This is a genomic window from Leeuwenhoekiella marinoflava DSM 3653 (assembly GCF_900129005.1).
In the GTDB taxonomy this organism is placed as follows: domain Bacteria; phylum Bacteroidota; class Bacteroidia; order Flavobacteriales; family Flavobacteriaceae; genus Leeuwenhoekiella; species Leeuwenhoekiella marinoflava.
Map to the genome: position 1 here is coordinate 1 of NZ_FQUN01000025.1, position 24,807 is coordinate 24,807.

20 protein-coding genes and 1 tRNA gene are annotated in these 24,807 nt (G+C 40.4%); 10 read left to right on the forward strand and 11 right to left on the reverse strand.

Annotation, left to right across the window (positions count from 1 at the left end; genetic code table 11):
* The first annotated feature begins 10 nt into the window (after positions 1-10).
* The 4 genes from BUB91_RS18575 (at position 11) to BUB91_RS18590 (ending at position 6,888) form a co-directional block, all read left to right on the forward strand.
* On the forward strand, positions 11-274 hold the full coding sequence (locus BUB91_RS18575; RefSeq protein ID WP_254796114.1) for an IS110 family transposase: 264 nt from the start codon (positions 11-13) through the stop codon (positions 272-274).
* A gap of 64 nt (positions 275-338) precedes the next feature.
* Entirely contained in the window at positions 339-4,667 is a 4,329-nt protein-coding gene (locus tag BUB91_RS18580) for a CusA/CzcA family heavy metal efflux RND transporter (protein ID WP_073100701.1), read from the forward strand.
* Between the two features lie 10 nt (positions 4,668-4,677).
* Positions 4,678-5,844 carry an efflux RND transporter periplasmic adaptor subunit gene (locus tag BUB91_RS18585; RefSeq protein ID WP_073100702.1) on the forward strand — a complete coding sequence of 389 codons (1,167 nt, stop codon included), beginning with the start codon at positions 4,678-4,680 and terminating at the stop codon, positions 5,842-5,844.
* Positions 5,845-5,898: 54 nt separating this feature from the next.
* A complete protein-coding gene (locus BUB91_RS18590) occupies positions 5,899-6,888 on the forward strand; it encodes a glycoside hydrolase family 43 protein (RefSeq protein WP_073100703.1) in 990 nt (329 codons plus the stop codon).
* A gap of 51 nt (positions 6,889-6,939) precedes the next feature.
* On the opposite strand, the gene BUB91_RS18595 is transcribed toward BUB91_RS18590, so the two are convergent.
* The 5 genes from BUB91_RS18595 to BUB91_RS18615 all read right to left on the reverse strand — a co-directional run bounded on the left by BUB91_RS18595 (position 6,940) and on the right by BUB91_RS18615 (position 12,868).
* On the reverse strand, positions 6,940-7,704 hold the full coding sequence (locus BUB91_RS18595) for an SDR family NAD(P)-dependent oxidoreductase (RefSeq protein ID WP_073100704.1): 765 nt from the start codon (positions 7,702-7,704) through the stop codon (positions 6,940-6,942).
* Positions 7,705-7,805: 101 nt separating this feature from the next.
* Entirely contained in the window at positions 7,806-8,741 is a 936-nt protein-coding gene (locus tag BUB91_RS18600) for a helix-turn-helix domain-containing protein (RefSeq protein WP_073100705.1), read from the reverse strand.
* A 46-nt stretch (positions 8,742-8,787) separates the two neighbouring features.
* A complete protein-coding gene (locus BUB91_RS18605) occupies positions 8,788-9,936 on the reverse strand; it encodes a lycopene cyclase family protein (protein WP_073100706.1) in 1,149 nt (382 codons plus the stop codon).
* A gap of 50 nt (positions 9,937-9,986) precedes the next feature.
* Entirely contained in the window at positions 9,987-10,454 is a 468-nt protein-coding gene (locus BUB91_RS18610; RefSeq protein WP_073100707.1) for a thioredoxin family protein, read from the reverse strand.
* Between the two features lie 53 nt (positions 10,455-10,507).
* A complete protein-coding gene (locus BUB91_RS18615; RefSeq protein ID WP_073100708.1) occupies positions 10,508-12,868 on the reverse strand; it encodes a TonB-dependent receptor in 2,361 nt (786 codons plus the stop codon).
* A gap of 89 nt (positions 12,869-12,957) precedes the next feature.
* On the opposite strand from BUB91_RS18615, the gene BUB91_RS18620 reads away from it, so the two are divergent.
* Genes BUB91_RS18620 through BUB91_RS18635 form a run of 4 tightly spaced genes read left to right on the forward strand, consistent with a single transcriptional unit; the run spans position 12,958 to position 16,830 of the window.
* Positions 12,958-13,608: a metal-dependent transcriptional regulator gene (locus BUB91_RS18620; protein ID WP_073100709.1), complete on the forward strand. Its 651-nt coding sequence runs from the start codon at positions 12,958-12,960 to the stop codon at positions 13,606-13,608.
* A 17-nt stretch (positions 13,609-13,625) separates the two neighbouring features.
* Positions 13,626-15,506 carry an Nramp family divalent metal transporter gene (locus BUB91_RS18625; protein ID WP_073100710.1) on the forward strand — a complete coding sequence of 627 codons (1,881 nt, stop codon included), beginning with the start codon at positions 13,626-13,628 and terminating at the stop codon, positions 15,504-15,506.
* Positions 15,507-15,517: 11 nt separating this feature from the next.
* Positions 15,518-16,339: a ZIP family metal transporter gene (locus BUB91_RS18630; RefSeq protein WP_073100711.1), complete on the forward strand. Its 822-nt coding sequence runs from the start codon at positions 15,518-15,520 to the stop codon at positions 16,337-16,339.
* A gap of 59 nt (positions 16,340-16,398) precedes the next feature.
* Complete coding sequence (locus tag BUB91_RS18635) at positions 16,399-16,830, forward strand: hypothetical protein (RefSeq protein WP_073100712.1); 432 nt, start codon at positions 16,399-16,401, stop codon at positions 16,828-16,830.
* Between the two features lies 1 nt (position 16,831).
* Here the strand turns inward: BUB91_RS18635 and BUB91_RS21095 are convergent, their stop codons facing one another.
* From BUB91_RS21095 to BUB91_RS18650, 4 genes are all read right to left on the reverse strand, one after another.
* Complete coding sequence (locus BUB91_RS21095; protein WP_164917883.1) at positions 16,832-16,972, reverse strand: FeoB-associated Cys-rich membrane protein; 141 nt, start codon at positions 16,970-16,972, stop codon at positions 16,832-16,834.
* Between the two features lie 48 nt (positions 16,973-17,020).
* Positions 17,021-19,123 (reverse strand): ferrous iron transport protein B, encoded by a 2,103-nt coding sequence (feoB, locus tag BUB91_RS18640; protein WP_073100713.1) that lies wholly within the window; start codon positions 19,121-19,123, stop codon positions 17,021-17,023.
* The gene (locus tag BUB91_RS18645) at positions 19,120-19,353 is read right to left on the reverse strand and encodes a FeoA family protein (RefSeq protein ID WP_073100759.1); all 234 of its coding nucleotides are present in this window, start codon (positions 19,351-19,353) and stop codon (positions 19,120-19,122) included. Before BUB91_RS18645 ends, feoB begins: the two co-directional genes overlap by 4 nt.
* Positions 19,354-19,537: 184 nt before the next feature.
* Positions 19,538-20,218 carry an SCO family protein gene (locus BUB91_RS18650; protein WP_073100714.1) on the reverse strand — a complete coding sequence of 227 codons (681 nt, stop codon included), beginning with the start codon at positions 20,216-20,218 and terminating at the stop codon, positions 19,538-19,540.
* Positions 20,219-20,456: 238 nt separating this feature from the next.
* Between BUB91_RS18650 and rseP the strand changes: the two genes are divergently transcribed.
* Together rseP and BUB91_RS18660 are read left to right on the forward strand one after the other, a co-directional pair.
* Positions 20,457-21,791: an RIP metalloprotease RseP gene (gene rseP / locus BUB91_RS18655; RefSeq protein WP_073100715.1), complete on the forward strand. Its 1,335-nt coding sequence runs from the start codon at positions 20,457-20,459 to the stop codon at positions 21,789-21,791.
* A 177-nt stretch (positions 21,792-21,968) separates the two neighbouring features.
* Positions 21,969-22,042 (forward strand) — tRNA-Asn (locus tag BUB91_RS18660).
* A 113-nt stretch (positions 22,043-22,155) separates the two neighbouring features.
* Here BUB91_RS18660 and BUB91_RS18665 read toward each other — a convergent pair.
* Positions 22,156-23,493: a GntP family permease gene (locus BUB91_RS18665; protein ID WP_073100716.1), complete on the reverse strand. Its 1,338-nt coding sequence runs from the start codon at positions 23,491-23,493 to the stop codon at positions 22,156-22,158.
* 3 nt (positions 23,494-23,496) lie between these two features.
* Positions 23,497-24,624, reverse strand: coding sequence for a glycerate kinase family protein (locus BUB91_RS18670; protein WP_083558046.1), 1,128 nt, complete (start codon positions 24,622-24,624; stop codon positions 23,497-23,499).
* Positions 24,625-24,807 lie beyond the last annotated feature (183 nt).

Sequence of the window (24,807 nt, forward strand, 5' to 3'; positions counted from 1 at the left end):
TAGTGGCGTAGTGCCTTTTGAATACACTTCTGGGACCAGTATTCATAGAAAGTCCAGAATACATCCAATGGCCAACAGGACGCTTAAAAAACATCTGCATATGAGTGCCTTGGCCGCTATCAATCATGATCCCGATATCAGAGCGTATTATTTGCGGAAAGTTGAGGAAGGAAAAAACAAAATGCTGATTATAAATAATGTTAGAAACAAACTTGTACATAGGATATGTGCCGTCGTTAAAAGAGAGCAACCCTATGTCAAAAATGTAGCCTAAACCTTTTTGCATTTTTTCTTGGTTTTAACATGGAAATCTTATTTCACGTTTTTATATTATTATCATGCTTAATGCTATTATAAATTTTAGCATCAGGAATAAGTTGATTATCCTGTTGCTAACCGCCGCGATCGTTGCTTTTGGGCTGTATTCGCTTTCTCAAATTTCTTTGGGAGCTGTTCCTGATGTAACGAACAATCAGGTGCAGGTTATTACCACTTCAGACAATCTTTCTACTGTAGATATGGAGCAATTCATCACCTATCCGGTTGAGCTGGAGATGGCCAATTTACCGGGGGTGAAAGAAATTCGTTCGGTATCAAAGTTTGGACTTTCAGTTGTTACTGTTGTGTTTGAAGACGATATGGGAACCTACTTGCCTCGTCAGCTTTTAGCTGAAAAAATTCAGTCTGCTTCTGAAAAAATCCCTTCCAGTTTTGGAACACCGCAAATGGGACCTATCACAACAGGTCTTGGTGAGATCTATCAATATGTACTTGATGTAAAGCCGGGTTATGAAAATAAATACTCAGCTACAGATTTGCGCACGATACAAGACTGGGTTGTAAAACGCCAGCTTTCGGGTATTCCCGGAGTGGTAGAGATCAATTCTTGGGGTGGATATCTCAAGCAATATGAGGTTGCCATCAATACGCAAAAACTGAACGCGATGCAAATCACAGCGGCTCAGGTTTTTGAAGCTTTAGAGAAAAACAACAGTATCGCCGGCGGAGGTTATATTGAAAAAAGCAATCGGGCTTATTTTATTAGAGGAGAAGGTCTGGCGACTAGTTTGGACGATATTGAGAATAGTGTCGTCGCCAATCATAACGGCATTCCCGTTTATATAAAAGATGTTGCTTCGGTAGGTTTTGGTCACGCTACACGTTTTGGTGCAATTACCGGTAATGGAGAAGGGGAAAAGGTCTTAGGGCAAATCATGATGCTTAAAGGCGCTAGCTCTAACGACGTTATTAAAGCGGTAAAAGAGCGGGTTAGTGAGATTGAATCTTCACTCCCGGAAGGGGTTTATATCAATGCTTTTTTAGATCGAAGTGAACTCATTGCTAAAACCACTTTTACCATAAGTGAGAACCTAATCTTAGGATTTCTCATTGTGATCTTTGTCGTTATTCTTCTTTTAGGAAACTGGCGCAGTGGACTCATAGTCGCTTCGGTCATTCCCTTATGTTTGCTTTTCGCACTGGGAATGATGCATATTTTTGATGTAGATGCAAACCTGCTGAGTCTGGGAGCTATTGACTTTGGGATTATTATAGACGGTGCTGTGATCATCGTAGAATTTATAGCCTATAAAATGGCGCAGAGTCAGCAAAGCATCAACAATCTTTCGGCTAAAGAAACACAGGCTATTAAGAATGAAATCACCCGAGACGCTGCTGCTACGATGATGAATTCGGCAGTATTTGGTCAGTTGATTATTCTTATCGTTTTTATTCCTATTCTTTCATTAAGTGGGGTAGAAGGTAAAATGTTTATACCGATGGCGCTGGTATTCAGCTTTGCTGTAATAGGCGCGATGTTGTTGTGTTTTACCTATGTGCCGGTAACAGCTTCTTTATTTTTAAAAGCCGAAACACCTTCAGACCGAAATATTTCAGTACGCTTGGTCAATTTTTTAAAGCAGAAATACGAGCGCGTTATTCATTGGGCTCTAGACTCCAGAAAATTGGTTGTTGGCCTTTCGGTAGGTCTTATGGCAATCGCGGTTTACCTTTTCACAACGATGGGTGGTGAGTTTGTGCCGCAATTAGATGAAGGGGATTTTGTGATTCAGCCTATTTTAAAAACGGGAACTTCATTGAGTGGTACGATAGCAAAAACCACCCAGATCGAAAAAATACTCCTAGATAAATTCCCCGAAGTCAAACAGGTAGTTAGTCGTATAGGTGCTGCTGAGGTTCCTACAGATCCTATGTCTATGGAAGACAGCGACGTGATCATCACGCTTAAAGATAAAAGCGAATGGGTGTCTGCGGATTCTAAAGACGAACTTGCAGCGCGTTTTAAGGAAGCGCTGAGTATCATTCCCGGAATGGGAATTGAATTCACACAGCCTATCGAAATGCGTTTTAATGAGTTGATTACCGGGGTTCGGGCAGATATTGCCATCAAGATTTTTGGTGAAGATCTGGAGGTGCTCAATCAAAAAGGGAATCAAATACGGGATCTCATCGCTGATGTTGAGGGCGCAGCAGATATTTCGGTAGAAAAAGTAACCGGTCTGCCTCAGATGAGTGTGAACTATAACCGGGCTAAAATAGCCCGCTACGGATTGAATATTTCTGATCTCAATGATCTTATTAAGATGGGTTTCTCCGGGGAAACTGTTGGGAATATTTTTGAAGGGGAGAAGCGTTTTGATCTGGTTGTACGTCTTGAAGAAGCACAACGACAGGATATAGATAATCTCCAAAATCTGTATGTAGATACGCCTATGGGGAACAAGGTTCGCCTGAGCGAACTGGCAACGATACATTATACAAAAGGAGCGGCTAAAATATCAAGAGATGACACGCGGCGGCGTATTGTGGTTGGTGTCAATGTGCGTAACCGTGATTTGCAATCTGTGGTAGATGAGATTCAGGGGATTGTAAAAAACAATGTCAAACTTCCGGTGGGGTACAGTATAGATTATGGTGGGCAGTTTGAGAATTTGCAGAGCGCAACTTCCCGGCTTCAAATTGCAGTGCCGGTGGCGCTTTTACTCATATTCATTATGCTGTATTTTGCTTTCAAATCGGTTAAAGAAGCCTTGCTGATTTTTACGGCGATTCCACTTGCTGCTGTGGGCGGAATCTTCTTGTTGTGGTTGCGTGATATGCCGTTTAGTATTTCTGCCGGTGTTGGTTTTATTGCCCTTTTTGGTATTGCTGTGCTCAACGGTATCGTAATGCTCGAGCATTTTAAAGCATTAAAAAAAGAAGGAATAACCGATATGCGTGAACTCATAACGCGTGGCGCAACAGATCGTCTAAGGGCCGTATTATTAACAGCTACTGCAGCGGCTTTGGGTTTTCTGCCTATGGCAATTTCTACTAATGCCGGTGCTGAAGTACAACGCCCGTTGGCTACAGTAGTTATTGGTGGTTTGATCTCTGCGACTTTGCTTACGCTGGTGGTCTTGCCGGTTTTGGTATCGTGGTTTGATAAAGATTTAAAAAAGGAAAGCGATATGCATTTTACAAATAAAGGAACATCAATGCTGCTTATTCTGATTTTGATGGGTGGTTTTGCACAGGCACAGGAGGTAAGTAATTTTGAGCAAGTCAAAGAGCTGGCTTATGAAAACAACGCCGGTATCAAAGCTGCCGGTTTACGCAGTGAGGCAGCAAGCGCAGCGATAGGCAGCGCGTTTTCTTTTGATAAAACCGAAGTATATTATCATTATGACGAAAACAATTTGGCTTCTAACAACAGGCCTATTGATGTTTTTGGAGTCAGCCAGACGTTTGCGTTTCCTACGGTTTATTTTGCACAGGCAAAAGCAAATAAGGCCAGTTATAGGGTCGCCACAACACAATCTGAACTCGTAAAACTGGAACTCGAGCGCAGTTTAGCTAATGCGTATTACACCTTGCAGTATGTAAATGAAAAGCTTCGACTGTATCGAGGTTTAGACAGTATTTATCAGAATTTTGCTTACGCAGCAAAGCGCAGATTTGAGTTGGGTGAAAGCAATTACCTCGAGAAAATTTCAGCGCAAGCCAAACAAAAAGAAATAGAAACGAAACGCAAACAAGTTGTAGAAGAACTTGAGGCTGCTCAAATACACTTAAAACAATTAGTACAGGTAGATACACTTGTGGTCAATCCGGAATCAATGGAGCGCCTTTTACCCACAACTACACAAGAAAATACTGCTGTTGCTAACGCTTTTTATGATTCTAAAATTGACTTGGCAGAAGCGCAAAAAAAGCTCAGCGCACAAGAACTTTTACCCGATTTGACGGTAAATTATTTTCAGGGATCTAATGACGGACTAGATAAAAACCTGATTGGATATCAGTTTGGGGTGAAAATCCCTTTGTTCTTTTCCGGAGCATCAAGTCGTATAAAAACGGCAAAAATAGAAGCTGAAGCTGCCGGTCAGGAAGCTGCGAATTATAAAATTCAGCTTCAGGCGCGAATTACAAGTCTTAAAAGCCAACTTAATAAATATACAGAAAGCCTCAATTATTACGATACCGAAGGTAAAGCGCTGGCAGACGAGCTTGAGAAAACGGCAATCTCAAGCTATAAAAGCGGGGAGGTAAATTTCTTTGAATACATTCAGATTTTACAGCAGGCGTATGATATTAAACTCGCGTATTTAGAGAGTTTGCATCAGTACAACCAAACCGTTATTCAACTCAACTACATTCTACTTTAAAAGCATAATGATGAAAAATTCAATAAAAATACTCGCGCAGATAAGTCTATTGGTCTTGCTGATAAGCTGCGGAACTAAAGAAAATAAGTCCGATTCTAAAGAAGAAACTCATGAGCGTCTGACAGATGTTACAGTAACTCAGGCCCAATTTAAAAATGAAGGTATGACTTTGGGAAGCATCAAAGAAAGTTCTTTTCCAGACTGGGTTGAAGCCAGCGGGATGATTGATGTTCCGCCAGAAAATAGAGCGGTTATAACGGCATTTATGGGTGGTTATATTAAAAATAATCCGTTGCTTATTGGCGATGCCGTAAAAAAAGGTCAGGTTTTGATCACGCTAGAGAACCCGGAGTTTGTAGAAATTCAGCAGCAGTTTCAAGAATTGGCAGAACAGCTCAATTACCTTAAATCTGAGTACGAGCGTCAGCAGGCTTTAGTAGCAGAGAACATCACTTCTAAAAAGAATTTCTTAAAGGCAGAAAGTGAATATAAACGCAGCGTTGCGACCTATACCGGTTTGCGTAAAAAATTACAAATGCTGCACATCAATCCGGAGCGGGTTCTGCAGGGTGATTACACTTCTCAGGCGAGTATTTACGCGCCAATTACCGGCACGATCGCAGAGACTTTTGTGAGTAAGGGTAGCTACGTTTCATCTGCAGATCCTATTATGGAAATCGTAGATGTAGCTCATATTCATCTGGAACTTGAAGTTTTTGAGCAAGATATGCTAAAGGTAAAAAAAGGTCAGAAAATTAAGTTTAGAATCCCCGAGTCTTCCGATGAATTTTACGAAGGAGAAGTTCATTTAATAGGAAATTCGTTGAATCAAGAAGGTAGAACGGTTACCGTTCACGGTCATTTAGAACATGAAGGCAGAACACCAAATTTTGCGGTAGGGATGTTTATTGAAGCGCAAATTGAAACCGGAGAAACCACTGCAATGGGTATTGCACAGGAGTCAGTTGTAGACATGGGGGATGCCTATTATCTTTTGCAATTGCAGCAGCAAGAAGGAGGAGATTATTTTTTCAATCAAGTTCAAGTCGAAATAGGTAAAACACGCAATGGCTATACTGAAATTAAAAATACTGCTGATTTTTCTAAGGGAGCTCAATTCTTAGGGAAAGGTGCTTTTGAGCTTATTAAAGAGGGTTCAGAGGGGCACTCACATTAATTCTATCTCAATTAAAATCAGTAAGTTTCAGGGGTTTTTAATACAGTTTTTGATATGGAAAAAAGTTTTGTACTGATTGTGTCGCTTTTTGTGACTGCAATAGGTTTTACGCAGCGATTTACAGCAAAAAAGAATATTCCCTTAGATTCTATTCGGTTGAGTGATCCCTATATTTTAGCGGATGAAGCTTCACAAACCTATTATATGACGGGTACCGGAGGAAGACTTTGGAAGAGTAAAGACCTTAAGTATTGGGAAGGAGCATTTAAAGTAACAGATACCGACCCCGATTCATGGATGGGACCAAGACCTATGATTTGGGCGGCAGAACTGCACCAATACAAGGGCAACTATTACGACTTTGCTACCTTTACGAATCGTGCTGTAAAGATTGATACTGTAGATGGAAACGTTATAGAACGTCGTGCCAGCCACGTTTTGGTTAGCAATACGCCGGAAGGCCCATACAAACCGATGGAAGACGAGATTTATCTACCTGCAGATAGACCAACACTTGACGGTACATTTTGGGTGGATAAAGATGGAAAACCCTATATGATTTACTGCGGTGAATGGTTAGAAAAGGGTAACGGTACGATGGAGAAAATAGAACTAAAACCTGATTTAAGTGGTTCTATTGGAGCAGGAGAATTGCTTTTTAAAGCAAGTGATTCACCGTGGAGCCGTGAAAAAGATAAGAACGGAAACGACAAGAACAGTAAAGTGACTGACGGTCCTTTTTTATTTAAAACCGAAACCGGAAAACTGGGGATGATTTGGACCAGCTGGATTTATGATGAATACGTGCAAGGTGTGGCCTATTCTAAAAGCGGTACGCTAGACGGCCCGTGGATTCAGGAAGAAGAACCCATTACGCCGCGTAATTTTGGACACGGTATGTTATTCACCTCTTTTGAAGGAAAGACTTTAATGGCTGTGCACAGTCACGAAGTTGTAAACGGCAATTACCATCGGGTCCCGCACTTGTTTGAAGTAGATCTGTCCGGAGATAAATTAAAGGTCGTTGCGCCTTATAAACCTTAAATTAAAAGAGGGTGTTGACCTAATCAACACCCTCTTTTAACTTTTAATAATTTAAAGCATCATTCCTCCTGAAGCTTCAATGCGTTGACCGTTTATCCATCGGGCTTCTGGAGAACATAAAAAGGCTACAATGCCACCTATATCTTCAGGCAATCCCGCACGACCCAGAGCGGTGATGTTTGCTACCATCTCATTGGCTTTTTCATCATCTCTTACACGACCGTTTCCAAAATCGGTTTCTATAGCTCCCGGAGCAACCACATTAGCGGTGATTTTTCGACCTCCTAATTCTTTCGCCAAATAGCGCGTAAGTACTTCAACAGCGCCTTTCATAGAAGCGTACGTTGAAGAACCCGGCAAACTAAAACGTGCCAGACCTGAAGAAATAGTTATAATACGGCCACCGTCATTCATAAAAGGCAAGGCTTTTTGAGTCAGAAAAAACACCCCTTTATGGTGAATGTTTACCATCTCATCAAACTGCTCTTCGGTAGTTTCCATAAACGGGGCATACAAGGCGGTACCGGCATTGTTGATGAGAAAATCAAAATTAGAGCTGCCTGTTTCTTCTTTTAAATGCGTTGTAACTTCAGCTATAAAGTTATCAAAGCTTGCCACTTTTGCCGTGTCTAACTGTAGCGCCAATGCTTTTTGACCCAGATTAGTGATCTCTTCTGTTACTTCGTCTGCAGCTTCTTTATTACTGTGGTAGGTAAAGATGATATCAGTTTCTTTTTTGGCAAGGCTTAACGCCATATCCCTTCCTAAACCGCGACTTGCACCGGTTATTACTGCTATTTTGTTTCTGGTTTCCATATGTATTTATTAATTAAAAGTACAGTACAAAGGTCTTAGAAACCAGACTACCCTATTTGCAAACATCAAAGTATTGTTTACAAAATTCAAATCATAAACGCTTAATTTCTGAAATGGAGTGGAGAAAGGCTGGTTTGTTTTTTAAAGAAGTTGGAAAAATGCGCCACTTCTTCAAAACCTAAACTAAAAGCAATTTCAGAAACCGTCCAATCGGTTTGTTTAAGCAGGATTTTTGCTTCCTGAAGCATACGTTTTGTAATGATCTCTGTGGTCGTGTTTCCCAGATTGTCTTTTAAAACTTTGTTGAGGTGATTTACATGAATGGCAAGCCGTTCAGCATATTCTTTTGCAGAGCGTAAGCTAAGTCTTTGGCTGGGTGATTCTATAGGAAACTGACGCTCTAATAATTCTATAAACAGAGAGATAATGCGCTTTGCGGCGTTTTGCCCTTCATTGATTTGGTGACCCGGTTTTAATTTTTGACCGTAATGAATGAGTTCGATTAAATAGGTGCGTAGCAAATCGTATTTAAACTCATAATCTGAGTTTATCTCCGCTTTCATTTTCTCAAAAATCACAGCAATTTCTTTGGCCTGTTCATCAGTAATTTCAAATACAGGAAGGCTTCCGGGCTTAAAAATGGGGAGTTGATCCAGATTGATTCCACTTTTGCTTTGCATCAAAAAAGCATCGGTAAAAACGCAAAAATGGCCTTGCTGATTTTCATCAAGCGGTACCCAGTGATAGGGCACTTTTGGAGTGGCAAAAAGCAACGCATTTGCGTTGATCTCGATGACCTTATCTGCATATTCCGCCCTGTTTTTCCCACGAATAAGACTTATCTTGTAATACGCACGCCGGTTGTATGGCATCTGGTTTTTCTTCTTGACTTCGCTGATGGTTTCTGCGATATCAAAAATGTTGAAGTGCCCAATTTCCTTATGAATCTTAGGTGGTAAAATACTGTTGATGTCTTTCCCGGTAAAAGCCGCAGCTTCTTTGTAGAAATCCTCAAGACTGATATTCTTAATATCCATCACTTAGCTTAGTTGTAAAAATCAAAGATAAGCAAATACGCAATAGTTATTTGATATGAAAAAAAGACTTGATAAACTCTTTCTTAGGAAGGCTCCAGATGATTTGAAAGTCCTCTTTAAGACTACTCGTTCCGTCTAAAAACCGAAATATTTTAGCGATATCATTTTTCTGAAACATGTGCGTAAATAAGGCAGCGCCCTGCTCATTGTTACGGTATAGGACGTCCAGAAAAAGCTTGTCGTACCAGCGGTAGCGATCGTTGATGTTGAATTTACGCAGGTCGGTTTCTCGTTTTAAAAAATCGATGAGTTCTGTTGTACGTTTTAGCGTATAAGTAAAGGTATACCCTGTGCTTCCACGCGTCCAGCCACCGGCCGTACCAATGTGCATTAGATTTGTTGAATTGTGTTGTTCAAAGGAGTAGGCGGTCATCGGGATGCAGCCTTGCTCCGTTGCGGTAACTTCGTATTCAGAAGCGCCCAAAGCTTCCATATAGTCTTTAATAGCAGCTTCATACTCCGCTTTGGGTAAGAGTTTTTCAGAGAATAGCGTGTATTCTACCAATGCTTTATTTACCGCTGTTGGTAAGACATACATAAAACGGGTATTTCCGCTTTGCGGAATACTAAAATCCATAAATGTTGCCACCTCAGGATTAAAAACCGACTCTTGCGTGCGCACTTCCCAACCGATAAAATGCTGCTGCAAAACCGGGAATTGTGTTTGATTTTTTAGCCGTTCCGGCGGAAGAATACTGCTGAATACTTGGGTCGCCGTATAGGTTTTTTGTGAAGTGGTGACTTCGACTCCGCTTTCTGTTTCCGTCAGGTTTTGGAATGCTTCCGTTTTAAAAGTAACTTGCTTGGAAGCCGAAAGTATTTTAAAAACGGACTCGTAAAAATCGAAGCCTTCTATTCTGTTGTAGCTGTAATTTTTAAGCGGAATTTCAACCTTAACGTTTTCGCCTTTAAACAAAATCGATTCCCATTTTTTAGAAATAATCGCATCCCAATCCTGCGTGTTTTCGCTCCAAAAACACCAGGTACGGTCGTTGGTGTTCTTTTCGCTTTTATCCAGAATTAAAATAGACTTATCCTTAAAGTAGGGATCACTAACGAGTGCTTTGGCCAGCATCAATCCCGAGAGGCCGGCGCCTAGTATGATATAATCGTAGTCTAAAGACGTGTTTTGCATAGCGGTTTAAAGCTAGAACTTATTCAACGATACCGCAAAACCAAAGGTGTTTATTGTTCCAAAATTTTTAAGAGCTCAGAAGAAGTATAGTACTCAAAAACACGCTGTTTTAGTGCAAATTGTTCATCAAAAAAAACGGTTACCGGCAGGGAAAAGGATTTTTCAGATCGGGAGCCTAAAAGCAAAGCCAAGTCGTGAACGCCGTTGCGTTTGGTTAATGCCTGCCGGTTTGTAAAGGTTTGCCCGTCAAACCGAATGGTGTCTGTCGTTTCGGCGTCCATACGAACGGCGTAATATTCGGCATTAATTTTTTTGATCACTTCGGGTTTTGTAAACACGACGCGGTCTATTTTTTTACAATAGGCACACCAGTCTGCATGGAAAAACACGAGTGTCTTTTTAGGCTTTTCATTGAATGCCGCTTCCAGTTGCTCCCAGCTCAGCCAGTTGATTTGTTCCCGGTCCTGAGCTGCAAGGCTTCCGCAAGTAAGAAAGAGAAATAGGAGTGTTTTTTTCATAGTAATCCATTTTAGCCCGTGAAGCCCGCATTTTTTGCCGGTGCGGCTCGCACCTAGAAGTCGCCGAAGCGAATTCCGAAGAAAAACGAGCGCGGACGATTGGGTCCGTAGATGTAATCAGAATCCCGTAAAGCCCCCAAATCAAAATCTTGCTGATAACTGTCAAATAGATTCTGAACCCCACCGCTAAACTCCACGTGAAGGTGTTCATCCAGATCCAGATGATAGGTAAGTTTTGCAGTCACATCCATAAAATCAGGAGTTTCTTCAAGTTTCATAAAACCCGTATCACTAATTACGTGTGGAGCAAGCATTGTTCCCGTATAGCTTCCGGTAAGATCCACGTTAAAAGACTCACTTACCGCCCAATTGGTATTGAAAAAGCCATACACATTCGGAGAGCGTACAAACTGATTGGTCACCACATCGGTTTCCGAAGGATTCGTGCCATCGGCTTCAAAAAGAAGCTGATCTTCGTCATAAATAGAACGTTGATACGTGATTCCTGCCTGAAATAATAAGGCTTTACTTGGCGAAAGGTTGAACTCAATATTGGTCCCGGCAACGTAAGCGCCGCTACCGTTTCGGGATTCTTCAAGAATAGAACCATTCGGTAAAGAAGTACCTGTACTCACCAACGTAAACGGATTCTCGAGTGTGGTATAAAAACCTTCTACAAGCAAACTGGTTTGTATTTTATTAAATTCCTTGCTGTAATTTAGGGAGGCGGTATAAGCGTTAGAAAACTCACTTTCTAAATCGTCAGAGAGAATCACAAACCGTTGCTCGCCGCCTACAGAACTGATGTGTAAATCTTCATTAAAAGCCTGCGGAGCTCTAAATCCGCGAGCGTAACCACCCCGGAACTGCAAGTCTTCTGTAAAATTATACAGCAATGTCAACCGCGGACTCAAAACTGTTTGCGTGACGTCTGAAGTTCTGTTGATATCTTGTATCTGGTAAAAACCATCTACGTCGATGTGATCGAGACGAGCTCCTATCAGTGCTGTAAAACGTTCTAAAGGTTTCCATTCGTATTGGCTATATAGCCCAAAGCTATTCACGTTTTGATCTACGATGCGGTTGTAACCGGGAATGGCATCTTCGGTATCGTTCAATTGGTACTCAAATCCTGAAGTAAGCACATCGTTATTCTTAAAATTCCGCGTGAATTTCACTCCGGAAACAAAAGCCAGATCTGTTGTTTTTCCAAAGGCATTATTGGCTGCAGTTGAGTCGGAACGGGTGCGTCCACCGCCTAAACCGCCGTAATAACTATCGCGATCGGTATGTTGCACCGAAGCATACGCGGTTAAATTATTGGTTCGATCGTCGTTGAATAAATCATAATCGACACCTGTGAAGATGGTGTTGTGGTCCAGTTCTTCGGTGATGTCTGTAAACTGCGGAGCGAGGTCAATACGATCCCCGCCGCGACGGTATTCTTTAATCGCAGTAAAGTCAAAGCCTAATTTACTGTTGTCGTTAGGGCGATAAAATGCTTTAGCACCTAGTGAATTGTTAGTCAGTTTTGTGATTTCGCTAAAACCATCATCATTAGCATCATAAGCATCGCGGTTGCGGTACATACCGTAAAGCGTTACACCCGTGCTGAGATCTTCACTCACAATAGATGCGTTAAGATTAAGGCTTCGGTCGAGGGTTGTCCCGTCAATAAGTCCCAGATTGCTGTTTACTTCCCAGCTGTTAGTTACCGGTTCTTTGGTGATGATGTTGATGGTTCCTGCAATGGCGCTGGAGCCAAAAAGCGCAGAGCCACCACTACGCACCACTTCAACACGGTCTATGATGCTTACCGGTATTTGCTCCAGCCCGTAAACGCCGTTGAGCGCACTAAAAACCGGCCGGCTATTGAGCAAGACCTGCGTATACTGCCCGCCGAGTCCGTTGAGGCGTACCTGTGTAAATCCACAATTCTGGCAGTTGGTTTCTACCCGAACTCCGGGCTGGTAGTTGAGTCCGTCTGCTAAGGAAATAGATTGCGTCGCCTTAAAAAGCTTCGGACTCAAAACATTGACGATTACCGGGGATTTCTTTTTACTAAGCCGATTTCGGGTGGCGCTTACTACCACTTCTTCAAGACCCAGAAGATCAGGTTTTAGTGTAAAATTTAAAGGAGTATTCTGGTATTCAGAAGGAATTAGTGTTTTCCGAAGTGTTTTAAATCCTATTGCCTGAATGATTAATTCAACGGGTTTATTGGGTAAGTCCAGCTCGAAATTTCCTTCCCTGTTTGCTGAAAATCCGGAGCTCGTGTTGTTAATCAGGATGTTTGCAAACGGTATTGGATTGTCTCCGTCAGAGACCTGTCCTGTTATTTTAAAGCTTTCCTGAGCAAATACACTCATAGATAACCCTAAAACAAGTATTATAAAAGCGTATTTAGTAGACATGTATGGATTATTTAAAATAAAGTTTAGGCAAACCTAAAAAATATATTTGATATATTTGGTGTATTATTGTGGTATAATTAAATAACAGCATGACGTTATCTGAAGAGAACTACTTAAAATCCATTTATTCGCTGCAGCGAGAGCACGGTAAAGGAGTTAGTACTAATGTATTGTCTAAGTATTTAGGAGCTAAGCCTGCTTCGGCTACGGAAATGATTAAAAAACTAGATGAGAAAGGTTTGGTGCGTTATCAGCCTTACCAAGGAGTTTTATTGAATGAATCCGGTGAGATTTCGGCATTAAAAATCATTAGAAAACATCGCTTGTGGGAAACTTTTTTGGCACAGAAGCTCGATTTTAGCTGGGATGAGATTCACGATGTGGCTGAGCAATTAGAGCATATAAAATCTGATAAATTGATACATGAACTGGATCGATTTTTAGGCTATCCCAAGCACGATCCGCACGGAGACCCTATTCCTGATGAGCACGGTCATGTTGTAAAAATGGAGAAGAAACGGGTTTCTCAATTACAACCCGGTGATACAGGGACTTGTATTGGGGTTAACGATACCTCGTCTTCTTTTCTTCAGTTTTTAGAACAGCAAAACATCATATTAGGTAGCGTGATACAGATTATAAATTTCCAGGATTTTGATAAAAGTATGACGGTGCGTATTGAAGACCGGGAGCTGATTTTATCTCAGATTGCCACAGAGAATATTTATGTGCGTATCTAATTGAAAAAGTTTGCTTGATGAAAACCAATTCTGCAAATAAATCACTCGAGGAAGTTCACGGGTCTGTAGCTACGGCAACCGGCAAAAAAGGGTGGAAGCGTATCTTAGCTTTCTTAGGACCTGCGTATCTCGTGAGTGTGGGATATATGGATCCGGGTAACTGGGCGACAGATATTGCCGGCGGTAGTCAGTTTGGGTATTCATTACTTTGGGTGTTGCTAATGTCAAATATTATGGCATTATTGCTGCAGAGTTTATGTTCTAGATTAGGTATTGTGCGTGGCGTTGATCTGGCGCAAGCTTCACGAGAAACTTATCCTCAATTTGTAAATTTTGTGCTTTGGGTTTTAGCCGAAATTGCTATCGCTGCTTGTGATCTCGCCGAAGTAATCGGAATGGCGATAGGACTTAATTTGCTTTTTGGTCTGCCTATTTTTTGGGGAGTTTGTATCACGGTTTTAGACAGTTTTATTTTGCTTTTTCTCATCAATAAGGGAATTAGAAAAATGGAAGCGTTTATCGTTTCGCTCATATTCATCATAGGTTTATCGTTTTTTTTGGAAATGTTTTTTGCTAAACCTGACCTGGCTGAAGTTGCAGCAGGATTAGTACCTAGTATACCTAATAATGCAGCTTTGTATATCGCTATAGGGATTATAGGAGCTACGGTGATGCCGCATAATTTGTATTTGCATTCCTCATTAGTACAGACCCGAAAAATCACACACACCAAAAAGGGAATACGGCGCGCTTTAAAATTCAATTTTATAGATTCTGCGATCGCACTCAATCTTGCTTTTTTTGTAAATGCGGCAATTCTGATTCTGGCGGCTTCGGTTTTTTATAAGAACGGTTTGTATGAGGTTGCAGATATTAATGATGCACACGAATTACTCCATGGACTTTTAGGAACACAGTGGGCACCTATTTTGTTTGCTGTGGCACTTATTGCGGCCGGTCAAAGCAGTACGCTAACCGGAACTCTTGCCGGCCAGATTGTGATGGAAGGTTATCTCAATTTACGTATACAACCTTGGGTTAGACGTCTCGCAACCCGACTGATTGCAATCGTGCCGGCATTGATTACTGTAGCATATTATGGAGAACATGGCTTGGGAGAATTACTGGTGTTGAGTCAGGTAGTGCTTAGTTTACAATTGGGTTTTGCGATGATTCCGCTTATTCATTTTGTGAGTGATAAAAAGAAGATGAAAGGCTACGCCATAAAATGGCCTATGCGCATCGCATCGTGGCTGATTACGATTGTGATTGTAGCACTTAATGCACAACTGGTTATAGATGAAGTTTCAAAGTTTATGTCCGAAGTAGCAAATCCGGTGTATATCTGGATTAGTGTAGTGCCTTTGATCGCAGGTGCTGGTATTTTACTTATTTATATCTCGGTTCATCCTGTTTTACTGAAGCGTAAAGAATTCAATAAATCGCATACGCCACATATTCAAATTGATTTATCTGAATTGGAAACGCTAAAGCGCTATAAGAATATAGCAATCGCCCTAGATTTTTCTTCCGCAGATCGAAAAAGTATTGCTTCTGCTGTTCAACTGGGTAAAACCGAAGCGCAATACACCCTTATACATAGTGTAGAATCTCCGGGGGCACTTGTTTATGGGAGCTCTATAAACGATCTTGAGACCGAAAGTGATCAAGCTTTGTTAGAAGTTTATGCTTCTCAAATGCGTGAGCAGGGCTATGAAGTGATGACTCAATTGGGTTACGGCTCACCTAAGAAAAGCCTTCCTAAGATAATAAATGAAGGAAATTATGATCTGCTCATATTGGGAGCTCACGGTCATACTTTTTTCAAAGATCTAATTTTTGGAACCACTGTAGATAGTGTTAGACATAAAGTAACCATACCTGTATTTATAGCTTAAACATATAATTTATGAATGATATTATTGACTATTTTGAAAAGTTAGACCCGGTAATGGGTGCATTTCTAGCCACTTTATTTACCTGGGGTGTAACAGCCTTAGGGGCTGCGTTGGTTTTTTTCTTTAAAGGAATGAATCGTAAAGTCTTTGATGCGATGCTGGGTTTTGCCGGTGGAGTTATGGTTGCTGCTAGTTTCTGGAGTTTACTAGCTCCCGGTATCGAAATGAGTCCGGGAGAAGGATTTCAAAAAGTAATTCCGGCAGCAATAGGTTTTGCCCTAGGAGCTGCATTTTTGTTTGGTTTAGACAAAGTTTTGCCTCATCTACACGTCAATTTTAAAGAGGAAGATAAAGAAGGGGTGCGTAGCCCGTGGCATAAATCGGTATTATTGACCTTAGCAATCACGTTGCACAACATCCCTGAAGGCTTAGCGGTAGGTGTTTTATTTGGTGGAGTTGCCGCCGGTTTTGATGGAGCGACTATAGGTGGTGCCGTTGCACTGGCGATAGGTATTGGTTTACAAAATTTTCCGGAGGGTTTTGCGGTAGCAATGCCGTTGCGCAGACAAGGTTTTAGCCGTTGGAAAAGTTTTCATTACGGTCAGCTTTCAGCCATTGTAGAACCAGTAGCTGCGGTAATTGGCGCGTATGCGGTAATGACTTTTCAACCTATTTTACCGTATGCTTTAGCTTTTGCTGCAGGTGCGATGATCTTTGTGGTTGTTGAAGAAGTAGTACCCGAATCGCAACAAGGCAAGAATACAGATATTGCTACGATGGGCTTTATAGGTGGATTTATCCTCATGATGACGCTTGACGTTGGTCTGGGGTAAGCGTTTGCAACATTTTATATTATACAAGTCTTTATATGAGAACGCGTAACTTACTTAGTATGAAATCACTTCTAGTTCTCTTTTTATTGATTTTAAGCATTTCGGTGTATGGCCAAAATAATTCTACACCCGGAGACAGTACCGCGGTAACAGAACCTGTAGCTGTACCTCAGCTAGTGATTAAAGTACCATTTGGAAAGCGAGTTGCTTTTGGTGACGTTGAGCTTGAAATAAATGAAATCATTGATTCTCGTTGCCCTAAAAATGTGACTTGTGTATGGGCCGGTGAAGTTATCGTTAAAGCTTCCATTTATATAGACGGAAAATTTATTGAAGAGCGCACACTTAATTTAGATGCTAATAACAGTGCTTTTTTAAGTTCTGAAAAAGAAGAAATGTTTAAATATTCTGTTTTGCCCTACCCGGATGTAACCAAAGATAAAATCAAACAGGAAGATTATGTATTGAATGTGGTTTGCAATCAGTTTTAAATTAATGACACCCACAATTGTCGCTTCCGCAGGATTTATCATTAGATTTCCCGCTTAAGAAGGCAGGTTTCCAGATGTATTTGGTAACCAAATATCCTACAGCGATTAAAAAAATAAACAGTACTAATATATTCTGTATCATAATCGTATTTTTAAAATTCACTTCCGCGAAAGCGTAACAAATATGCTTTTAAATCAACAATTGGTATGCCACTAAAGCAACAACATAAGCAAAACCACTCATAATTACAAGTTGCAATACCGGCCATTTCCAAGTGTTCGTCTCTCGTTTTACAATTGCTAATGTACTCATACATTGCATAGCAAAGGCATAAAATAGTAAGAGTGAAATACCACTGGCCAGATTAAACAATGGCCCGCCTAAAATAGGATTGACTTCACCGGCCATTCTGTTTTTTATGGTTTCTTCTTCGTCGCTACCCACGCTATAAATTGTAGCGAGTGTACCCACAAAAACTTCACGAGCAGCGAATGAACTCACGATAGCGATACCTATTTTCCAGTCGTAACCCAGTGGTCTTACTACGGGTTCTATCGCTTTACCCATATAACCAATGTAGCTATATTCTAACTTTTCTGCTGCAATGTGTTTGTCTAATTCTTCCTGAGGAAACGCTCCGGAATCCATACGGGCAATTGCGTTTTCTTCTGCATTTGTAAATTGATCTCCCGGGCCATTTGAAGCTAAAACCCAAAGCACAATAGAAATTGCAAGGATGATTTTACCGGCTCCTAAAATGAAAGACTTTGTTTTTTCAATCACATTATATGCCACATTTTTAAATAATGGAAGCTTATAATTAGGCATTTCAATCACAAAGAACGTACGACTTTTAATTTTTAGAATTCGATCTAAAAGCCAGGCAGACAAGATTGCTGTACCAAAACCAATAAGATATAACAGCATCAATACCAGACTTTGCAAGTTGAAAATATACAGCACGCGTTCATCAGGAATGACCAGTGAAATGATAATAAGGTAAACGGGTAAGCGCGCACTACAGGTAGTAAATGGCGTTACTAAAATAGTGATGAGGCGTTCTTTCCAATTTTCGATATTTCGGGTAGCCATAATTGCCGGAATGGCGCAAGCAGTACCTGAAACAAGTGGAACAACACTTTTGCCGCTCAGTCCAAAACGCCGCATAATACGGTCCATCAAAAAGACCACACGGCTCATATAGCCACTTTCTTCGAGTAGCGATATAAATAAAAATAAAAAGGCTATCTGTGGAATAAAAATTACAATCCCGCCCAGACCGGGAATAATTCCTTCGGCAATAAGATTTGTAAAGGCCCCTGCTGGCATTGTTGTGCGCACCCATTCTCCCATTGCGGCAAATGCTTCGTCAATAAGATCCATCGGGTAAGAAGACCAGTCGTAGATCGCCTGAAATATGAGCAATAATATTGCAAAGAAAATAAGGTATCCCCATACTTTATGCGTAAGTACGCGGTCTAGACGACTGCGCAGATCTTTAGCTGCAAGATGATCTATGCTTAAAGTTTCTTTTAAAACACCATTAATAAATTGATACCTGACAATGGTTTCTTTTTGTTGTAAACGCTTCAGGTTAGATTTACTTTCAGTTTGAAACGTATTGATGCTTTGCATCTCATTTCGGTCTAATTTACCAAAGTTTACATCCTGAGTAATTACTAGCCAGAGTTTGTATAAATCCTGCTTAGGGAAGGCTTTTCGTAGTCTGTTAAAATAATCCGGAGCTATCACAGAAGCATTTACACAAGGCTCAATAGAGAGTGTTTTGTAATTGCTTATGAGTTCTTTCAGCTTATCAAAACCTGTGTTTTTACGCGAACTTACCAAAGCGATCTTAGTCTCAAGGCGTTCTTCAAGTTTTTCAATATCAAGACTAATGGCTTTGCGCTTCATGCGGTCTGCCATATTGATAACCAGAATCGTGGGGATGTGTAAATCTTTAATCTGTGTAAAAAGAAGCAGGTTTCGCTTTAAGTTTTCAACATCAGAAACCACAACGGCAACATCAGGATAATCTTTATCATTTTTGTTAAGGAGCAGTTCTATAACAACATTCTCATCTAGCGAACTTGCATTAAGACTATACGTTCCGGGAAGATCTAGAATATGTGCTTTAACGCCTCTAGGCAGTTTGCAAATACCTTCTTTTTTTTCAACAGTAATACCCGGATAGTTACCTACCTGTTGTTTTAAACCGGTTAGTTGGTTGAAAACTGAAGTTTTACCAGTGTTGGGATTTCCTATAAGGGCTACATTGAGCTGTTTACTCATTGGGACAGCTTTTCTACGGTGATATGACTAGCGGTCTCTTTGCGTATCGCAAGATGACTGCCGTTTATGTTTAGGTACATGGGGTCTTTAAAAGGCGCAATCTGTACCAGCTCTACTTCGTTGCCGGGCAAACAGCCCATTTCTAAAAGCTTCAGAGGAACCATGTCTAGGGTAAATTCTACGATGATGGCTTTTTCGCCACGCTTTAAAAGATCTAATGAAGTAGTCAATTTATTTAGATTGAATTTAAACAAGGCAAAAGTAAAGGAAATGCAACAGATGTGAAAAGATTTTACTCGATAATCGAGATTTAAATCTTCCAAGGCTTGCCTCGAAGTCAAAAGCTGGTTCCTTTTTAAGGACATGTGGGCTTTACCCCAAGGTCGTTTATAAAAGTATGCTTAAAATGAAGGCTTAATCGTCAGAACGCTTTTCAATCGCTTTTAAAATTTTGATGTCTTCTAAAAGTTGTTCTATAGCTTCGGGGTCTGTACCGTCATAAAAACCTCTAATGCGCTTCTTAGAATCGATAAGCATAAAGTTTTCGGTGTGAATCATATCATATTTATCTCCGTTCCCCTGAGTTTTGACTGCGAGATAGCTTTTTCGCGCGAGTTCATAAATCTCTTTTTTGGGACCGGTGACTAAATTCCATCTGGAATCGTCAACCCCTTTTTCTAAAGCATAGCGTTTGAGTTGAGCCACCGTGTCTGTTGCAGGGATGACGGTGTGCGATAACAATTTAACTGAGGGATCGTCTTTAAGCTTTTCCTGAATTTGTACCATATGCTCGGTCATTATGGGGCAAATCGTCTGGCAGGTGGTGAAAAAGAAATCAGCTACATAAATACCGGGATAGTCGTCCTGAGTAATGGTATCTCCATTTTGATTCACGAGTTTGAAGTCTGCTATTTTATGATATTTCTTTACAAACTGAACGGTGCTGTCTACTAGAGATCGGTCAACCATATCGGGCTGGTAAATAGGTAAACTAGGCGCAGGCTTCATCAAGGTGTAGAAGGTGTAAAGAATGATGATGGAGAGAACCGCCATCACGATGGCAAACTTTTTGTACCTAGCAAAAAACTGAAGCATAACCTGCATTTTAGATTGCAAAATTACAATGCAACAGCCGCTTATAAAAAGTATTAGCGTATTAAGTTTTTAAAACTCAATAGTGGCTTGATGCAAATACTTTTGTATGCAAATGTAAAAGGTTACTTTTGTGCACTTTTTAAGGTATAATGCCTTTTAATTTTTTCTTAATTTCTGTTTTTTAAGGGATTTAACCCTTATGACACGTAATGGGATTGACCACTAGTTAATTAAATTTATGGATCCATTTTTTGTAAAAGGAGCTCAGTTATTTTTGAGCCTTTCAATATTGATAGTACTTCACGAGTTTGGGCATTTTATACCGGCCAGACTTTTTAAAATACGCGTAGAAAAATTCTTTTTATTTTTTGATGTCAAATTTTCCCTCTTTAAGAAAAAGATAGGAGAGACGGTTTATGGTATTGGCTGGTTGCCCTTGGGTGGTTATGTTAAGATCGCCGGAATGATTGATGAGAGTATGGATAAAGAGGCGATGGCTCAAGAGCCTAAAGAGTGGGAGTTCCGCTCTAAACCGGCCTGGCAGCGACTTATTGTAATGGTAGGTGGTGTGACGGTAAACATTGTATTGGGCTTTTTTATCTACATCATGATTATTGCTATTTATGGTGAAGAGTATTCTACTGCAGATGATTTAAAATACGGTTTTGGTTTTGCGCCTACTATGGAGCAGTACGGTTTTGAGCAGGGAGATAAAGTGCTTTCTGTAAACGGTGACCCATTAGAAGATCAAATGGATTTTCCGCAGATGTTAATGATGCGTGATGTGTCTAAGGTGACGGTATTGCATGAAAATGGTACTGAAGAAGAATTGACGCTTCCTGAAGATATAGGGATGGAGTTGTTTAAAGCCGGCGAGATGTTTGGGGTGAATGTTCCTCGTACTCCGGTTAAGCTTGATTCTGTTTTCGGGGGCGCTAAAAAAGCAGGTGTTTTAGAGACAGATGAGTTGGTGAGCATCAATGATTATCCTATTAAATATAAGAGTGATGCTACCTATGCTTTGCAAAAGGAAAAAGATACGGTTGCAACAATTACCGTTTTGCGTGATGGAGCAGCGCGTCAGTTTGACGTTAATCTTGGCGGTGAAGAATTTGTAGGAGTAGGTTTTAGCTTTTTAGATGAAGATTATAAAATGCCTAAGCGTCACAAGCGAGAATATGGTTTTGGCGAAAGTATAACCGAAGGGATTAGTTACGGATATTGGGTATTGCACGATTATGCGACACAATTTAAATATGTATTTACAAAAAAAGGAGCTTCTCAGGTTGGAGGTTTTGGAGCCATTGCAGGCTTGTTTCCGGATACGTGGAACTGGTTATCGTTCTGGGAAACCACAGCGTTTATCTCTATTATTTTAGCTTTTATGAACATTCTGCCTATACCTGCATTAGATGGAGGTCACGTAATGTTTTTATTATATGAAATGGTTACCGGAAGAAAACCGAGTGATAAGTTTTTAGAATACGCCCAGATGATAGGGTTTTTCGTGCTAATCGCCTTAGTATTATATGCTAACGGAAATGATATTTACCGCTGGATTACGGGTGGATAATGGCAAATAACAAAACAGCTAAAAAACACTAAATATTTTTTTAATTTTATTTTGTGGGTTTAAATAGTTGTGTATATTTGCATCCGCTTTCAGCAAATAAGCGGAACGTTCTTTAAAGCACAACAATTGGTCGTATTGAGATATGCCAGAGTGACTTTAAAAATATAAAGATTAAATTCCTCCTTAGCTCAGTTGGTTAGAGCATTTGACTGTTAATCAAAGGGTCCTTGGTTCGAGCCCAAGAGGGGGAGCAAAATTAAGCCTTAACTAATTCTAGTTGGGGCTTTTTTGTTTTTAAGCATTTTATAACAGCCTATAGGCTTCTTTTGGGTTTGTCGTAACTATTTGACGAAATATTCAAATCTTATAGCGCATTGAATATACTATAGACTGCAAGCAGTACACAAATGCCGATTACGCCTTGTAATAAGGTTCCTATAGTGTGTTTTCTATAAGCCTCTTTTACGCTCATTTCTCCCATTTGACTTACAATCCAGAAATACGAGTCGTTGGCGTGGGATACAGTTAATGAGCCGGCACCAATTGCGAGAATTACCCATACTTTTCCCATTTCGCTATCTAGTCCAAGTGCAGGCAATAAGGGAAGCATAATAGAACTAATAGTAATTATAGCCACGGTAGAAGAACCCTGAGCAGATTTTAGCAAAGCAGCGAGTAAAAATGGAATGGTAAGTCCCAGACTGTTGTTAAAAGAATCCAGACGCAATCCTTCAGTGAGATTTGCAGACTGAATTACAGCGCCCAAAGCACCGCCCATCGCAGTTATTAAAAGAATGGGTGCTGCCTGCTGAATTCCTTTTTTGATGATTTCGCCCATATCTTTTTTACGCTTCTTGCAATTGTAAAATGCTGCGAGCATTCCTAATAATAAAGCAATAACAGGATCTCCCACAAATAAAATAAGGTCTGTGAAAAATGGACCTTCAGTTAGAAATAAGGGGATTATAGAAGCGGTTGCCATCAATAGAATGGGTAATGCCAAGGGCCAAATAGCTTCTGAAAAAGAAGGCAAGTTTTTTTCCTCATTAAAGTGTTCAATCAAGTTACCGGTGTCAAAGGTGTCATTCAGATTACTCTTTCTGAAAAAATAATAGGCATAAAACGCACCGATGAGCATAAGTACAATTCCAAAAATTCCACCTGCAAGTAAGAGCAGAGATAAGTTTGCTAATTGAAGATTTCCGGCAGCAGCCAGCGGACCCGGAGTTGGCGGCACCAAAACATGAGCAGAAAACAAGCCGGTAGAAAGTGCTACAGTGAGCGCATTACGCCTAACGGTATTGTTTGCTGAAAGTTTTTTTGTTAGCGGAGCTAAAATAACAAAAGCGGCATCACAAAAAACCGGAATAGAAACCAGATAGCCCAAAGCACTGATAACAAACGGAAGCGGGAGCAGGGTTAGCTTTTTGATAATTCCTTTTGCGATCGAGGTTGTTGCATTTGTTGCTTCAAGAGCAATACCAATCCACGCACCAAAAAGAATCAAAAGACCTATGTTTTTAAACATATTCCCAAAGCCTGTACTTATGGTTTCAGGGATTTGTGCAATGGGTATTTGCAATAAAAAGGCGAGACCTAGGGCACTTATAAGCAATACAAAAAAAGGATGCCAGCGCAGGTAACTGGTGCCAACAATAATCCAGATAACTACGGCTACAATAAAAAGTAAATCAATACCCATAGTTTAAATGTGGTTTTTGAGATTTTTTAGTACAGAATCTTTCAGCAATGAATAGGCATAGGTTTTTGCATAGTCTAGCGTCATCGTTTCGGTTTTAATAGCGTAGGCGGCAGTGATTCCGGCACGAGTTAAAATTTCCGGCGTAGCCGAAACACTTCCGGCAAAAAGCAGTAGCGGTTTATGATATTTTTTAGCCAGTTCGGCTAATTTGAAAGGCACTTTCCCATACTGACTTTGATTATCTGTTTTACCTTCTCCTGTAATCAAAAGGTCTGCTTCTCTAACCCTTTCTTCAAGAGCAGTCAGGTCGCTTAACAGATCAAAACCTGGTTTGAGATCACTATCAAATAACCCAAACATTCCTGCTGCAGTGCCTCCTGCTGCGCCACCGCCTTTAATTTCTGTTAGGTCTTTATTTCTTTTCTGCTGAACCAATTTTGCAAAGTGTTTGGCGCCTTCTTCAAGTTGTTCTACAACTGCTGGAGATGCACCTTTTTGCGGGGCATAGGTGTAAGCTGCTCCTGTTTTACCCAATAGCGTATTGGTAACATCACACGCAACAATACTAGTTGCGTTTCTGAGATTTGTGTTTAAAGTTTCAAAATCGAGTTCAGTACACAGTGCGAGATGCTCACCTTTAGCGTGTAAGCTATTTTTATTGTAATCTAATAATTTTCCGCCTAAAGCTTCAAAAATACCAGTGCCCAGATCATGTGTTGCACTACCGCCAATACCTAAGATGATAGTTGTAAAACCATTTTCAAGCGCGTGATTGATTTGCAAACCGGTGCCGTAGGTTGAAGTAAGCAACGGATTTTTTTCAGAATCTTTAAGCAAAGCAAGTCCTGAGGCTTGTGAAAGTTCAATCCATGCGGTTTTACCATCTTCAAATCCATAATAGGAAGCTTTTAAAGATCGCCTTAATGGATCAAACGTATCACATTCGATTTTCGCTCCTAATTTTAGAGCATCAAACAACTCAAAAGCACCTTCGCCACCATCAGAAAACGGAAGAATATCAATAGCTGAGTATGGATTTACTGACTGAATTCCTTCAGCAATGGCTTCACAAACTTGTGTTGCTGTAAGGCTTTCTTTAAATGAATCTGGTGCAATTAGAATTTTCAGAATATTTCATTTTGGTGGTTAATTCAAGTGGCAAGCATTCAAGTTCTGATGCCTGGCACGAGTTGATTTTTAGTTTACAAGAATTTACTCAAAAGTAATTTACTCTTTTCTGCTAATTGCATATTGAATTTTATGATTGAAAAAATTATTTTGTAAAGTTTGCTTTACATTAATCAAAAATCAAAT